14 protein-coding genes and 1 pseudogene are annotated in these 14618 nt (G+C 38.1%); 7 read left to right on the top strand and 8 right to left on the bottom strand.

What is annotated here, in order from left to right:
* Positions 1-42: 42 nt before the first annotated feature.
* The 4 genes and pseudogenes from lepB to J4P91_RS25815 all read left to right on the top strand — a co-directional run.
* Positions 43-606, top strand: coding sequence for a signal peptidase I (lepB, locus tag J4P91_RS25830; RefSeq protein WP_207996348.1), 564 nt, complete (start codon positions 43-45; stop codon positions 604-606).
* 309 nt (positions 607-915) lie between these two features.
* Positions 916-4428, top strand: a complete 3513-nt coding sequence (gene addB / locus J4P91_RS25825; protein WP_207996347.1) for a helicase-exonuclease AddAB subunit AddB — start codon at positions 916-918, stop codon at positions 4426-4428.
* Positions 4425-8147: a helicase-exonuclease AddAB subunit AddA gene (gene addA, locus J4P91_RS25820; protein WP_207996346.1), complete on the top strand. Its 3723-nt coding sequence runs from the start codon at positions 4425-4427 to the stop codon at positions 8145-8147. Before addB ends, addA begins: the two co-directional genes overlap by 4 nt.
* 139 nt (positions 8148-8286) lie before the next feature.
* A pseudogene (locus J4P91_RS25815) lies at positions 8287-8559 on the top strand (RNA polymerase alpha subunit C-terminal domain-containing protein); the annotation flags it as partial.
* Between the two features lie 78 nt (positions 8560-8637).
* On the opposite strand, the gene gerPF reads toward J4P91_RS25815, so the two are convergent.
* The 7 genes from gerPF to J4P91_RS25780 all read right to left on the bottom strand — a co-directional run bounded on the left by gerPF (position 8638) and on the right by J4P91_RS25780 (position 11146).
* Entirely contained in the window at positions 8638-8853 is a 216-nt protein-coding gene (gerPF, locus tag J4P91_RS25810; RefSeq protein ID WP_207996345.1) for a spore germination protein GerPF, read from the bottom strand.
* A gap of 46 nt (positions 8854-8899) precedes the next feature.
* On the bottom strand, positions 8900-9286 hold the full coding sequence (locus tag J4P91_RS25805) for a spore germination protein GerPE (protein WP_207996344.1): 387 nt from the start codon (positions 9284-9286) through the stop codon (positions 8900-8902).
* 12 nt (positions 9287-9298) lie between these two features.
* Complete coding sequence (locus J4P91_RS25800) at positions 9299-9493, bottom strand: hypothetical protein (protein ID WP_017152883.1); 195 nt, start codon at positions 9491-9493, stop codon at positions 9299-9301.
* 6 nt (positions 9494-9499) lie between these two features.
* Positions 9500-10114, bottom strand: a complete 615-nt coding sequence (gene gerPC / locus J4P91_RS25795; RefSeq protein WP_207996343.1) for a spore germination protein GerPC — start codon at positions 10112-10114, stop codon at positions 9500-9502.
* A 68-nt stretch (positions 10115-10182) separates the two neighbouring features.
* Positions 10183-10389, bottom strand: a complete 207-nt coding sequence (locus J4P91_RS25790) for a spore germination protein GerPB (protein ID WP_017152881.1) — start codon at positions 10387-10389, stop codon at positions 10183-10185.
* Positions 10390-10405: 16 nt separating this feature from the next.
* Positions 10406-10627, bottom strand: coding sequence for a spore germination protein (locus tag J4P91_RS25785; protein WP_207996342.1), 222 nt, complete (start codon positions 10625-10627; stop codon positions 10406-10408).
* Between the two features lie 339 nt (positions 10628-10966).
* Positions 10967-11146: an aspartyl-phosphate phosphatase Spo0E family protein gene (locus J4P91_RS25780; protein ID WP_017152879.1), complete on the bottom strand. Its 180-nt coding sequence runs from the start codon at positions 11144-11146 to the stop codon at positions 10967-10969.
* 243 nt (positions 11147-11389) lie between these two features.
* Here J4P91_RS25780 and J4P91_RS25775 point away from each other — a divergent pair, with 243 nt between their 5' ends.
* Positions 11390-12289, top strand: a complete 900-nt coding sequence (locus J4P91_RS25775; RefSeq protein ID WP_207996341.1) for a fumarylacetoacetate hydrolase family protein — start codon at positions 11390-11392, stop codon at positions 12287-12289.
* Positions 12261-12764 carry an HXXEE domain-containing protein gene (locus tag J4P91_RS25770; RefSeq protein WP_243764015.1) on the top strand — a complete coding sequence of 168 codons (504 nt, stop codon included), beginning with the start codon at positions 12261-12263 and terminating at the stop codon, positions 12762-12764. The genes J4P91_RS25775 and J4P91_RS25770 overlap by 29 nt, the downstream gene beginning before the upstream one ends.
* A 34-nt stretch (positions 12765-12798) precedes the next feature.
* On the opposite strand, the gene rocD is transcribed toward J4P91_RS25770, so the two are convergent.
* The gene (gene rocD / locus J4P91_RS25765; RefSeq protein ID WP_207996340.1) at positions 12799-13989 is read right to left on the bottom strand and encodes an ornithine aminotransferase; all 1191 of its coding nucleotides are present in this window, start codon (positions 13987-13989) and stop codon (positions 12799-12801) included.
* Between the two features lie 151 nt (positions 13990-14140).
* On the opposite strand from rocD, the gene J4P91_RS25760 reads away from it, so the two are divergent.
* Positions 14141-14509, top strand: coding sequence for a YisL family protein (locus tag J4P91_RS25760; protein WP_017152875.1), 369 nt, complete (start codon positions 14141-14143; stop codon positions 14507-14509).
* Positions 14510-14618: the final 109 nt, after the last annotated feature.

The following is a 14618-nucleotide window of genomic DNA, read 5'->3' as shown; positions in this document are numbered from 1 at the left end:
TAATTAAGGCTCCATTATAGAAAAGGGTGAGGGGAGAGGCAGATGAAGCGAGCTTTGAAAAAAGAAGGCCTAGAGTGGATGAGAACAATCCTTATAGGTGTGCTATTAGCTGTTTTTTTTCGAACGTTTTTCTTCTCAACGTATGTTGTAGAGGGGAAGTCAATGATGCCGACACTTCAAGATGGGAATATGCTTGTTGTGAATAAGGTTAGCTATCAAGTTGGAGAGTTGAACCGGTTTGATGTTGTCGTCTTTCATGCGAATAAAAAAGAAGACTATGTAAAGCGAATTATCGGTTTACCAGGCGACCAGATTGAATATAAACATGACAAATTGTATATAAACGGTCAATTTATTGATGAGCCTTATTTGGAAACATATAAGAAGCAAGCAAAAGGAAGGCAGCTGACGGGTGATTTTACATTAGAAGAATTAACGAGAGAAAAAGTTGTTCCGAAGGGGTATATTTTTGTGATTGGTGATAATCGTCTCGGCAGCTGGGATAGCAGACATTTTGGCTTTGTGAAAGCAGATACTGTTGTAGGGAAAGTGGACTTACGTTATTGGCCAATTAATGAAGTGCAAACGAACTTTTCAAAAGGATAATGGAGTGAAAAGACAAACAATCTTTGTTTGTCTTTTTGAATTTGTTGAAAAATGATACATGAAATCTTATTGGCGCAAATGCAAATATATCGACTGTTTCTCAAAATATATCGGCGCAAATTCGGATATATCGGCGCTTCGACAAAGGGTATCGGCGCTTCGATGAATAACGACAAAAACAGGAGCCTGCTTGCTCCTGTTTCCCAACACTTTGGAAAAGACAAACAACCTTTGTTTGTCTTTTTTTATGCTATAATACAAGGATGATATCAAACTAACGTTCGTTATATTAGTGAGAGGTGGGATTACATGTCGCTTCGATTTGTGATTGGACGAGCTGGAAGTGGAAAAAGTACATTTTGTTTACATGAAGTGCAAGAAGAATTAAAGCAGCGTCCAAGAGGCGAAACAATTTTATATCTTGTGCCGGAACAAATGACGTTCCAAACGCAGCAAGCTTTAATAGGAAGTGAAGAAGTTAGTGGCTCTATCAGGGCGCAAGTGTTTAGTTTTTCAAGGTTAGCATGGAAGGTCTTACAAGAAGTTGGTGGCGCAAGCCGTCTTCATATTGATGAGGCAGGCGTGCATATGTTACTGCGAAAGATTGTAGAAGCGCGTAAAGAAGGATTGTATGTGTTTCAAAAAGCAGCAGAACAAAATGGTTTTTTTGAACATTTAGGCAGCATGATTGCTGAGTTTAAACGTTATAATGTAACACCATCAAATGTATATGAGATGTGGCAACAGTTAGATGCTCATTCAAGTGGTGATGAGCAAAAATTATTAGCGAATAAAATGTACGACCTTCAGCTTTTATATGATGATTTTGAACGGGCTTTAATTGGTAAATATTTAGATTCAGAAGATTATTTACAGTTGCTTGTAGAAAAGCTTCCGTATTCCGACTATGTAAAGGGTGCAGAAATTTATATAGATGGATTTCATTCGTTCTCGCCAGGGGAATTAGAGATTATTAGACAGCTCATGAGATGCGGGGCAAGAATAACAATTACATTAACAGTAGATGAAAAGACGTTAGCGCAGCCAGTAAGTGAGCTTGATTTGTTTTATCAAACAGTGCTTACGTATGAAAAGGTAAAACAATTGGCGCGTGAAGAGAAAATCACGATTGAAAATACGATTTCAATGAGAGAACAACCGCGTTTTCGCTCGCCAGCATTAGCACATTTAGAAGCTGAGTTTGAATCTCGCCCTTCTATGAAATTTCAAGGTGAACCGAGCATTACGTTATATTCAGCGGCAAACTTGCGAGCGGAAGTTGAAGGGGTAGCCCGGGAAATTCGTAGACTTGTTGCAGAAGAGGAGTATCGCTACAGAGATATTACGGTTCTTCTTCGTAATGGAGAGAGCTATTATGATGTAATGAAAACATTGTTTACTGATTACGATATTCCGCGCTTTATCGATGAAAAGCGTCCAATGTCACATCATCCACTAATTGAATGCATTCGTTCTGCGCTAGAAATAATTAGTGGGAATTGGCGTTATGATGCTATTTTCCGCTGTATAAAAACGGAACTGTTATATCCATTAGATGTAAGAAAAGAATCAATGCGCGAAGAGATGGATGAGTTTGAAAATTACTGTTTAGCATATGGCGTACAAGGAAAGAGATGGACGGCAGATGAACCGTGGACGTATCGTCGCTATCGTTCGTTAGATGGAGCCTTTGGAACACAAACAGATAGCGAACGTGAAATGGAAGAGAAAATAAATCGCCTTCGTGAAGTGGTAAGGACACCAATTATTCGTTTGCAAAAGCGTCTGAAACGTGCAAGTTCGATTGTACAAATGTGTGAAGCGGTATATTTATTTTTAGAAGAACTGGATGTTCCGAAGAAATTAGAAGATTTGCGTATGCGTGCTGAGGCAGAAGGGAATTTCCTATTTGCAACTGATCATGATCAAGTATGGGAAGAAGTAATGAATCTTCTCGATACATTTGTGGAAATGCTTGGTGAGGAAAAGATGTCTCTTTCGATGTTTATCGATGTAATGACAACGGGACTAGAGGCACTTCAATTTGCAAATATCCCGCCTTCTTTAGATCAAGTACTCGTTGCAAATATTGATCGTTCTCGCTTATCGGATATTCGTGCGGCTTTTGTAATTGGTGCGAATGAAGGAGTCATTCCAGCAGCTCCTTCTGATGAAGGTATGTTATCAGATGAAGAAAGAGAATTTCTCGTTTCAGCTGGTGTAGAATTAGCACCAACAACAAGGCAGACTTTATTAGAAGAGCAATTTGTTATTTATCAAACAGTAACTCGTGCATCTGAGAAGTTATATATTTCTTGTCCGCTTGCGGATGAAGAAGGAAAGACGCTCCTTTCATCCAGCTTTATTAAAAAAGTGAAAAGAATGTTTCCTTCTGTCAAAGAAGTGTTCGTAACGAATGATGTGAATGATTTGTCTCGTCAGGCGCAAATTTCGTATGTAGCGACGCCAGAGGTTACATTGTCATATGTAACACAGCAATTACAAAATTGGAAACGATATGGTTTTGAAGGGAATCTTGATTTTTGGTGGGATGTATATAACTTCTATGTGACTTCGTCTGAGTGGAAGCAAAAAAGTAGTCGAGTACTCTCTAGTTTATTTTATCGAAACCGCGCGCAGAAATTGAGCCCCGTTGTAAGTAGAGATTTATACGGAGATAAAATTAAAGGAAGCGTCTCTCGTATGGAGCTATTTAATCGCTGCGCATATGCTCATTTTGCGCAGCACGGATTATCGCTGCGAGAGCGTGATATTTTCAAATTAGATGCACCGGATATCGGTGAATTATTCCATGCGGCATTAAAGAAAATTGCAGATAAGTTACTCAGGGAAAATCGTACTTGGGCTGATTTATCGATAAAAGAGTGCGAGCATCTTTCGGCTGTAGTAATCGAAGAAATTGCACCGTTATTACAAAGACAAATTTTATTAAGTTCTAACCGTAATTTTTACTTAAAGCAAAAATTACAACAAATTATTTTCCGTACGTCACTTATCCTTCGTGAACATGCGAAGTCAAGCGGGTTTGTGCCAGTTGATTTAGAGGTTCCATTTGGTATGGGTGGTACAGGTTCACTTCCGCCGATGGAGTTCGCATTGCCAAACGGTGTGAAAATGGAAGTTGTTGGCCGCATCGACCGCGTAGATAAAGCAGAAGATGAAAACGGCACGTTCCTTCGCATTATTGATTATAAATCGAGCACAAAAGCTTTAGATTTAACAGAAGTATATTATGGTTTAGCCCTGCAAATGTTAACGTATTTAGATGTTGTTATTTCAAATGCGAATACGTGGATGAAAAAGGGTCAGACGGCATCACCTGCTGGGGTTTTATATTTCCACATTCATAATCCGATTGTAGAAATGAAAGGCGATGCTTCAGAAGAAGAAATCGAAAAAGAAATTTTAAAGAAATTTAAAATGAAAGGTCTCGTGCTAGGAGATGCGGATGTTGTTCGATTAATGGACAATAAGCTAAGTACGGGCAGCTCGGACATTATTTCTGCCGGCCTGAAAAAAGATGGTAGCTTTAGTGCACGTTCTAGCATTGCAAGTGAACAAGAATTTACAGTCTTGCAGCAATATGTGCATCATACATTTGAAAACATCGGTAAAGACATTACAGAAGGTGTTATTGATATTGCCCCGTATAAAATGGGGAACAAAGCAGCGTGTACATTCTGTAATTTCCGTTCTGTTTGTCAATTTGATGAATCACTTGAAGACAATCAGTTCCGCACGTTAAAAGATATGAAAGATAGTGAAGCGATGGAGAAAATGAGAGAGGAGGTTGGCGAATGATAGAGAATTGGCCAGCAAAGCCAGAAGGTAGTCAATGGACAGATGATCAATGGAAAGCAGTTGTAGCAGATGGCCGTGATATTTTAGTAGCGGCGGCAGCGGGATCTGGGAAAACAGCTGTACTTGTAGAAAGAATTATTCGCAAAATTATTAATGCCGAGAATCCAGTAGATGTGGACCGTCTGCTTGTCGTAACGTTCACAAATGCCGCGGCGCAAGAGATGAAGAACAGAATTGGCGAAGCGTTAGAAAAAGTATTAATCGATGAGCCAGGGTCAGGGCATATTCGGAAACAGCTCAGCTTATTAAATAAAGCATCGATTTCAACCATTCACTCGTTCTGTTTACAAGTGATTCGAACGTATTATTATATGCTCGATGTTGATCCGCGTTTTCGAATTGCTAATCAGACAGAAAATGAATTATTAAAAGAAGAAGTATTAGATGACATTTTAGAAGAGGAATACGGCACCGAGGGAAATGACATTTTCTTTGAACTAGTTGATCGATATACGAGCGACCGAAGTGATGATGACCTGCAGCGTATGATTTTGGCTCTTCATACGGAGTCAAGAGCGCATCCAGATCCAGAGAAATGGCTGGATAAACTTATTGAAGCATATGATGTGGAAGGGAAATCAATTGAAGATTTAACGTATGCGTCTTATTTGTTAGAAGATGTGAAGTTTCAGTTGGAAACTGCTGAAAAGCATATTAGGAAAGCAATTGAGTTAGCTATGCTTCCAGATGGACCGGCGCCGCGCGTTGAGACATTACAAGCGGATCTTGTATTACTTAGGATGCTATCTGAAGCGGCGAGTCAGTCTTGGACAAGTGTATATGAAGCGATGCAAAATGTTTCGTGGCAAACGTTAAAGCGTATTAAGAAGAGTGATTACAATGAAGAGATTGTAAAACAAGTAGATTCACTTCGAAATAAAGCAAAAGATGAAGTGAAGAAATTGCAAGAAGAGTTATTCAGCCGGAAGCCCGAAAGCTTTTTACGTGATTTCAAGGAGATGCACCCTGTACTAGAAAAGCTTGTTCAAATTGTAAAAGTATTTACGGAGCGCTTTCAAACGATAAAGCGTGATAAGGGAATGGTTGATTTCACAGATTTAGAGCATTTTTGCTTACAAATTTTAAGTGAACGTACAGAAGATGGCGGACTGCACCCATCGCCAGTTGCGCTTCAATATCGTAATAAATTTGCCGAAGTACTTGTCGATGAATATCAAGATACGAACTTTGTGCAGGAATCGATTATTAAGTTTGTAACGAAAGACTCTGAACAAGAGGGTAATCTGTTTATGGTCGGCGACGTGAAGCAATCTATATATCGATTTCGATTAGCAGAGCCTGGCTTATTCTTAGGGAAATATAAACGTTTTACACCTGAAGGTATAGACGGCGGTATGAAGATTGATTTAGCGAAAAACTTCCGCAGTCGTCATGAAGTGTTAGCAGGTACAAACTTTATCTTCAAACAAATTATGGGTGAAACTGTCGGGGAGATCGATTATGACGCCGATGCTGAATTAAAGTTAGGTGCAAGCTACCCAGAAGGGGAAGATGTAGCAGCTGAACTGTTATGTATTCATCAATCGGAAGAAGGGTCGGTAGAGGGAGAAGAAGGTATAGAAGTAGAAAAAGCACAGCTTGAAGCACGTTTAATGGCTGAGCGAATTAAAGCGATGGTTGATTCGGGTTATGAAGTATATGATCGTAAAACAGATAGTATGCGCCCTGTTCAATATCGTGACTTTGTTATTTTACTTCGCTCGATGCCGTGGGCTCCTCAAATTATGGAAGAGTTAAAATTGCAAGGGATTCCTGTTTACGCTGAGCTTGCGACGGGTTATTTTGAAGCGACAGAAGTGACTGTTATGATGAATGTATTTCGGGTAATTGATAATCCGATGCAAGATATTCCGCTTGCTGCTGTGCTTCGTTCCCCGATTGTTGGATTAAATGATGAGGAACTTGCAATGCTCCGGGCCCATGAGAAGAAAGGCTCGTTTTATGAAGTGATGCGTTCATTCTTACAAGGGGCACCACTTGAGGAAGAGGCGGAATTACATGGGAAATTACAATGGTTTTATAACCTCTTGCAAGGGTGGCGTGAATTTGCGCGCCAGCAGTCTCTTTCTGATTTAATTTGGAAAGTATATCGTGAGACTGGTTATTACGATTTCGTTGGTGGTCTTCCAGCAGGAAAACAGCGTCAGGCTAACTTACGTGTACTATATGATCGCGCAAGGCAGTATGAGGCAACATCTTTCCGTGGATTATTCCGTTTTCTTCGCTTTATTGAGCGTATTTTAGAACGCGGTGATGATATGGGAACAGCGAGAGCGCTTGGTGAACAAGAAGATGTTGTACGGATTATGACGATTCATAAAAGTAAAGGATTAGAGTTCCCGGTTGTATTTGTAGCGGGACTTGGACGCCGTTTTAATACACAAGATTTAATGAAACGATTCTTACTGCACAAGGATTTCGGTTTTGGATCACAATTTATTGATCCTCGTAAACGAATTAAATATACAACGCTATCACAATTAGCCATTAAGCGTAAGATGAAGATGGAACTGATTGCGGAAGAGATGCGCGTTTTATATGTTGCTCTAACACGTGCAAAGGAAAAATTGATTTTAATCGGTACGGTGAAAGATAAAGAGAAAGAAATAGAAAAGTGGCTTGATGCACGTGAACATACAGATTGGTTGTTACCGGATTACGTTCGTGCAGGGGCATCTTGTTACTTAGATTGGATTGCACCATCGTTATATAGGCATCATGATAGTGAAATGCTTCTTGAACTTGGACAAGGCAATATACCAAATGAAATTTATGAATACGGTGCGAGCTGGAAAGTGGAAGTGGTCGATGGTCGAACTTTACTTGCACCTGAACCAGTGCAAGAAGAAAAGCAAGAATTATTAGAAGCACTTCGTGAGAAAAAACCTGTTCCGCTAGAAAGTGAACGAAAAGAAGAGGTATATGCTCGTTTAACTTGGGAATATGCGTATGAAGGTGCAACAGCGCATCGGGCGAAGCAGTCTGTTACGGAGATTAAGCGGAATTATCAATCGGAAGATGGAAGTGATAATGCTTTTATTAAAAAGCTTCGTGCTCCGATAAAAACGCGTCCTCGTTTTATGGAGAAGAAGGGGTTAACCTATGCTGAACGTGGGACAGCTGTCCACGCCGTCATGCAACATGTTGATTTACAAAAACCAATTACTGTTGAAGTAATTGGGGAACAAATCGCGGAAATGGTAAATAAAGAATTACTAACATTTGAGCAAGCAGAAGAAATTGCGATTGATCGAATTGTAGCCTTTTTCGATACAGATCTTGGTAAGCGTGTGTTAGCTGCGAAAAGTGTAGAACGTGAAGTGCCGTTTACGATGATGCTTTCAGCAGAAGAAGCGTATCAAGGTTGGCAAGGTCAGAGCGGAGAATCTGTACTTGTTCAAGGCGTTATTGATTGTATGATAGAAGAGGAAGATGGGATTGTATTAATTGACTTTAAAACAGATACAATTGAAGGACGTTTCCCAGGTGGATATGATCAGGCAAGACCTATTTTAGAAGATCGTTATAAAGTGCAACTATCATTGTATGCAAAAGCTTTAGAGAAGAGTTTACATCATCCAGTGAAAGAAAAGTGCTTATATTTCTTTGATGGAAATCACATAGTAAATGTTGATTAAAAAAGTGAGTGAAACTTGAATCAGTGGGGGGCTTCATCCCTCACTGATTATTAGCCTTCACCAATCGGGATAAATGTGAAAAAGAGGAGAGATGTAACTCTAGAAAGGAGCTATGTAAAATGGTAACTTCAAAAAAAATTTAAGAACTTGCGACAATGGACACAGTTACTATAAAAGTAGTGATTGCCCTTCTTGCCCAATCTGTGAGAAAGAACGAAAACCAGAAAGTGGATTTCTTTCACTTCTCTCGGCACCAGCAAGAAGAGCATTGGAACACAATGAAATAACTTCTTTGCAGCAGCTCTCAAAATATAGTGAGAAAGAGATTTTACAACTGCACGGTATGGGACCAGCATCTTTACCTAAACTTAGAACTGCTTTGAAGGAAAGTGGGTTATCATTCAAACAATAAGAATGATTACACGTATTGAAGCGAGAACAAGAAAATCAAAAGAACGAAAAAAGTAGGAGAACATTTCTCCTACTTTTTTTAAGCTGTTCCAATTTGATCTTGATCCGCAACATCTGAATCAAGTGTGTTCGTTGCGCTGACACCGTTAAATGTGTTAACAACAAAAGCAACATTCGATGCTCCTGAACCGTTATATGCCTTTATATTTTCCTTTGGGGAGACATTATAGAAGTCACCTAAGTTAAAAGAGCCATTACTATTCTGAACGATGAGATTTCCGACAACAGAGGGCATGTTATTCACCTACTTCATCAGTCTTATTTAACATATACTATATGATTTATATTTTGAAGGGTTCATCTGTAATATATTGGCGGATTTGGTGAATGCGTGAATTATTAAATGCGTAGTCAACTGAGCCGATTTGAAAGCAAGCAGAATTTAATAAGGTACGAATCGTAACATCATTTACTTCAATAAAGGGACATTCATTTATAATATTCATTTTGACATCAGTTGACCGAGTTGGAATTGTGATTTTATCATCTGTAAAAATCGCATAAGCCTCTAATCTTCCTTCATCTTTTAAATAATAAGGAATTTCACGGTGTACGACAAGAGCACGGCTTTTTAATTCCATCTGGTTTGCATCACCAACTTGAAAAATACTAGAAATTCCCATAGAGATAACATTGGAGCGATGAACAACTGAAATGTGCCGAAACATAGAGAAACCTCCTTAACGGGGAGTAGCAGGAACATCAGTTACGAGAGGTACAAATGCACCTTCAATAACGGATTCGAGCGGTGTATCGAGAATAGAAGAGAGAATCAACAAATTCGCATCACCGATTAAAAAAAGTGCTGATGAAGATACCCCGTTCATTTCAATATTACCAACTTTTATTTCACGATTCACAACGGTAAAATTCATACATATTTACTCCTTTCGGAAGTTGTTCGGTATGTGCTGAATAAAGGAAAGGAATGCTTTATCGATATCTTGTTTCATGGCTTGAATGATTACATCTTTCATATACTGAGGGTTGGACGTAATATCCTCATATGGCTGTACTTGCGATAAATAATAAGGGAGGCGGTGCTCCATTTGTTTTTTTATATCGTCCACCATCATTTGTCGATACATCTCATCGAGTGGTGTTCGTTCTTGTTGTTCAAAATGAAGGATACGACCATATGCTTCCTCATCTAAGTAACGATGCATCTCTTGAATGATATCTTGATAAAAATCAGGATTTGGTTGTGTCTCGGGGTTTACTTTTAATGTTTCAGTATCGACTTGAAAATCTTCAATTTGTTGATCTGTGGTTGCAAATGGATTTAAGCCGATATTTAACGTACCATTTAAGTTCTCTACTTTTAATTGATCAAATTTGTACTCAACTTTTCCTATGGAAGAGGAGGGACGACGTTTTAGTTCATCAAGCTCTTCTGTTAATGTCCGTACTTGCTCTTCTAATGCGCAGATTGTTTCTTGCTGTTTTTGAAGAACTTGTTGAAACTGCTGTAGGTAAATGTATATATCTTGATTCACGATGTGAAACCTCCTTTTCAACAGGGAGGGTGTGTATGCTTGCTATATATGTTTATGATAAAAATAGTTTAAGAAGAACCCATCATCGGTTTAATAGAAATAATTTGTCCTTTTGCTGTAAGCGGGCGAAGTGGCTCTGTAAATCCACCAGTATTGGAGAATTTAGATAACGCTTTAATGCTACCGGCACTTCCAATTTGAAAAACGGATGATGTTGTAATGCTTTCAATTTTTATATTGTTAATGATAATACTTTGCTGTACATAAAAGTTCACTTACGATTCGCCTCCTTTAAGTTGATCCAATTATAGCTTGATCGATAACGTCTGTATCATTAACCGTCGTCGTATTTTGATAATTATATACAGAAACATTTTCACCTACATTAAAAGAACCAGCTCCTGCAAAAGCACGAGAGTAACTAATCGGCCTGATTGCAAATACATCCCCAATATGAAAAACACCACTCGATCCAATATTAACGATATGAATATGTCCAACCATTGCTGGCATAGCAAACACCTTTCATAATAAAATTTGTATTGCTGTTACGATATATATCCATTTTGATTTCCCGACATATAAATCGCTGCTATGGAGAACAAAAGGTGACCGCTACTTGTTTTCTCCTTTTGTTTTCACTTGGCATGGGGCAGAAAAAGGATCTGACCGTTTCTATGCATGGCCGGATGCTCTCTTCCATCTAAAAAGAATGGTGTTATGTCGTTTTTTCAATTTGGATTTATATATGTGTTTCATGTCAAGAAAATAATGGGATGATAAATATCCTTTTCTATTATTGTATGGGCATTTTTATTAAAATGTGTTTTTTTTCAATAAAAGACACACACTTCATTGTGTGTGTTTGTCTATAGTATGAGTTGGGACAAAATCTACTTTCATAAGCCAAACAACGTTTAAGAGCCTGTCCAGTTCTTGGCTACAACTTACTGTTTTTTGAGAGGTTATTCCATAGCGTTCAGCAAAATATATCATTTTTTCACGTTTTTTTTCAATTGCTTGCTCAAACATAGAATCGGCTCCATCTCTTTATAAATTTTAAGTATATATGTAGTACATATTATACAAAAGTTCCATAAAAAAGAAATAGCTTCGATAAAAAAAGTAAAAATTCTACATTATATTCCAAAAAAATAATAGGAAAGATGTAGAAAGTAAAGAATGTTGTAAAAATTAAAACGGATTGGCAGGGTTTTTTTAAAGGAATGCGAATACAATTACATTGTATGAGTTTTAGGATGGAGAGTGGAAATAGTGCGATTTGTAACAGTGAAGAAGGAAGAAAAAGTATTTGTTGGTATTGTGGATGAGCATGAAGAAACAGTGCTTCATATTAGAGAAGCGCAAAGGCAAAAAGGCGAAAAGATTACAGTTCCTATTACAATGTTAGAGTGTATCGAACAAGGAAATGCCTTTATTGAAAAAGTAAAAGAAATTGCAAATTGGGCAAAAGAGAATGAAACGACGGCGTATTATCCGTTACAAGACGTTAAAATATTAGCACCTATTCCAAGGCCGAGAAAGAATATTCTTTGCGTCGGAAAAAACTACCGTGATCATGCGATAGAGATGGGCGGGGAGGAATCCGTTCCGAAAGATATCATGATTTTTACAAAGGCGCCAACGACAGTTATTGGGAATGGTGAGAAGATCCATAGTCATCCGCATGCAACGGACGAACTAGATTATGAAGGCGAACTCGCAATTGTAATTGGAAAACGTGGAAAACAAATTGCGAAAGAGAAGGCGCTTGAATATGTTTTCGGCTATACAATTGTAAATGACATAACCGCTCGAGATATTCAAAGAAAACATAAACAATTTTTCTTAGGAAAAAGTTTTGATACATTTTGTCCGATGGGCCCGTATTTAGTCTATAAGAGAGCTATTGAAAATCCAAACAAATTAAACATTGAGACAAAAGTGAACGGGGAAATTCGTCAAACTTCAAATACTGCAAATATGATATTTTCAATAGAAGATATTATTTCTATTGTAAGTAAAGGGATGACGTTAGAGCCTGGGGACATAATTGCGACTGGAACACCAGCTGGAGTTGGGAAAGGATTTACACCGCCAAAATTTTTACATGCTGGTGATGAAGTGACAATCAAGGTACAACATATTGGAACGCTTCAAAACGAAGTTAAATAGTAGTTTATCCATGTGGCTCATCCCTATATTATTTGCATTTCATAATGCTGAGGAATATTATTTTTTTCCTGAAATGAAATATTTACAGCCGATTCGTATGGAAGAAAACACGGGACAAAAGGAATATTTTTTCATTGCATTATGTTTATTAACAGCCATTGTTTTTCTGCTTGTATGTGCTCATTTTATATTTAAAAAGAAAGTTTTGCTTTATATATTGTTAGTTATACAAGCAATGATTTTTATGAATGGACTGTTTCACATCGGTGGGGCAATTTTGATAGAAAGATACGTTCCAGGATTGATAACAGCATTGGTGTTGATTGTACCATTTTCATTGTTTTGGTTTCGGCAAGGGATAATAAGTGATTGGTGGCGATTGAAACATGTGGTTGCCTCCTGCGTAGTAGGTGTAGTGCTTCTATTTCCGATTATCGTTGGTATATGGCTTTTTTCAAAAATGATTGTTTCATAAAACAAGCTGCCTTATAAAAGGCAGCTTGTTCATATTAAGATAGTACCGCTTTAATTTTTTCAAATGCCCACTCTAGATCTTCTTCAGAAATAACAAGAGGTGGTGCGATACGAATTACATTTTCGTGTGTTTCTTTACATAAAAGACCGGCTTCTTTTAATTTCTCACAATATGGACGAGCAGGCTCGTTCAATTCGATTCCGATAAATAATCCTTTGCCGCGGATTTCTGTGATCATAGGATTATCAATTTCTTGTAATTGTCCTACTAATTTTTCTCCTAATTGAAGAGAACGCTCTGTTAATTTTTCTTCTTCTAATACTTCAAGAGATGCGATAGAAACAGCACATGCAAGTGGGTTGCCACCAAATGTAGAACCGTGAGAACCTGGCTCGAATACGCCTAAAATATCGCGGTTTGCAGCAACGCATGAAATTGGGAATACACCGCCGCCAAGTGCTTTACCAAGTATGTACATATCAGGAGTTACGTTGTCCCAGTCGCAAGCAAATACTTTACCAGTACGGCCTAAACCTGTTTGGATTTCATCTGCTACGAATAAAACGTTTTCTTTTTTACATACTTCATAAGCTTCTTTTAAGAAACCAGCTGGTGGGATGTTAATTCCTGCTTCACCTTGAATCGGTTCTAAAATGAATGCTGCTGTATTTGGTGTAATTGCAGCTTTTAATGCTTCTAAATCACCGTAAGGAATAACAACGATGCCAGGAAGCATTGGGCCAAATCCGCGTTTATATTCTTCATTTGATGACATAGAAACAGCACCCATCGTACGTCCGTGGAAGTTATCTTCACAAACGATGATTTCTGCTCTGTTTGCTTCTACTTTTTTCACATCATATGCCCAGCGGCGCGCTGTCTTAATTGCAGTTTCAACAGCTTCTGCACCTGTATTCATTGGAAGTACCATATCTTTATTTGTTAGTTTCGCAACTTTTTCGTACCAAGGACCTAATTGATCGCTATGGAAGGCACGTGAAGTTAACGTAACGCGATTAGCTTGGTCAATTAAAGCGTTAATAATTTTAGGATGACGATGACCTTGGTTTACTGCAGAGTATGCACTAAGTAAGTCCATATAGCGGTTTCCTTCAGGATCTTCTACCCAAACACCTTCCGCTTTAGCGATTACGATTGGAAGTGGATGATAGTTATTTGCCCCATATGTGTCTGTTAGTTCGATAATGTCTTTTGTTTGAATCATGATTGTTCCCCCTTTTGTTATTACAAGAAGTTTGTAAATACTCTAAATATTATATCATTTAAGTTGGAAAAAGCGAAACATTTCCTAAAAAAGAAATGAACATGGTATCATATAAAGTGAAAAAGTGTGAAAAGAGGAGGTAGGGGGTACCATGACAACACATCTGCATATTACAGCGTGGGCATTGGGACTTATTTTATTCTTCGTAGCGTATTCTATGTATACAGCTGGGAGAAAAGGTAAAGGCATACATATGGGGCTTCGTCTTGTGTATATTATTATTATCGTAACAGGTTTCTTACTGTATCAAAGTATTATGAAAACAGCGACAGGGAACATGCACATGTGGTATGGCCTAAAAATGTTAGTTGGCGTTTGGGTTATTGCTGCAATGGAAATGATTCTTGTGAAAACAAGTAAGAATAAACCAGCAGGGGCGTTTTGGGCTCAATTTATTATTGCGCTTGTTATTGTACTATATCTTGGATTGCGTTTACCTATGGGATTTGACCTATTTTAGTAAAGAAAAGCCACCTTATTTTTTTGTAAAAGTGAACTGCACCCCAATTGTTAGACACAATTAACAATTGGAGGTGTAGTTTTTTTATGGCAAAGTTTTCATTAGAAGT

This window comes from Bacillus sp. XF8 (assembly GCF_017498755.1).
GTDB lineage: Bacteria > Bacillota > Bacilli > Bacillales > Bacillaceae_G > Bacillus_A > Bacillus_A bingmayongensis.
Note: the sequence above shows the minus strand (reverse complement) of the source record. Positions and strands in the feature narration are given on the sequence as shown.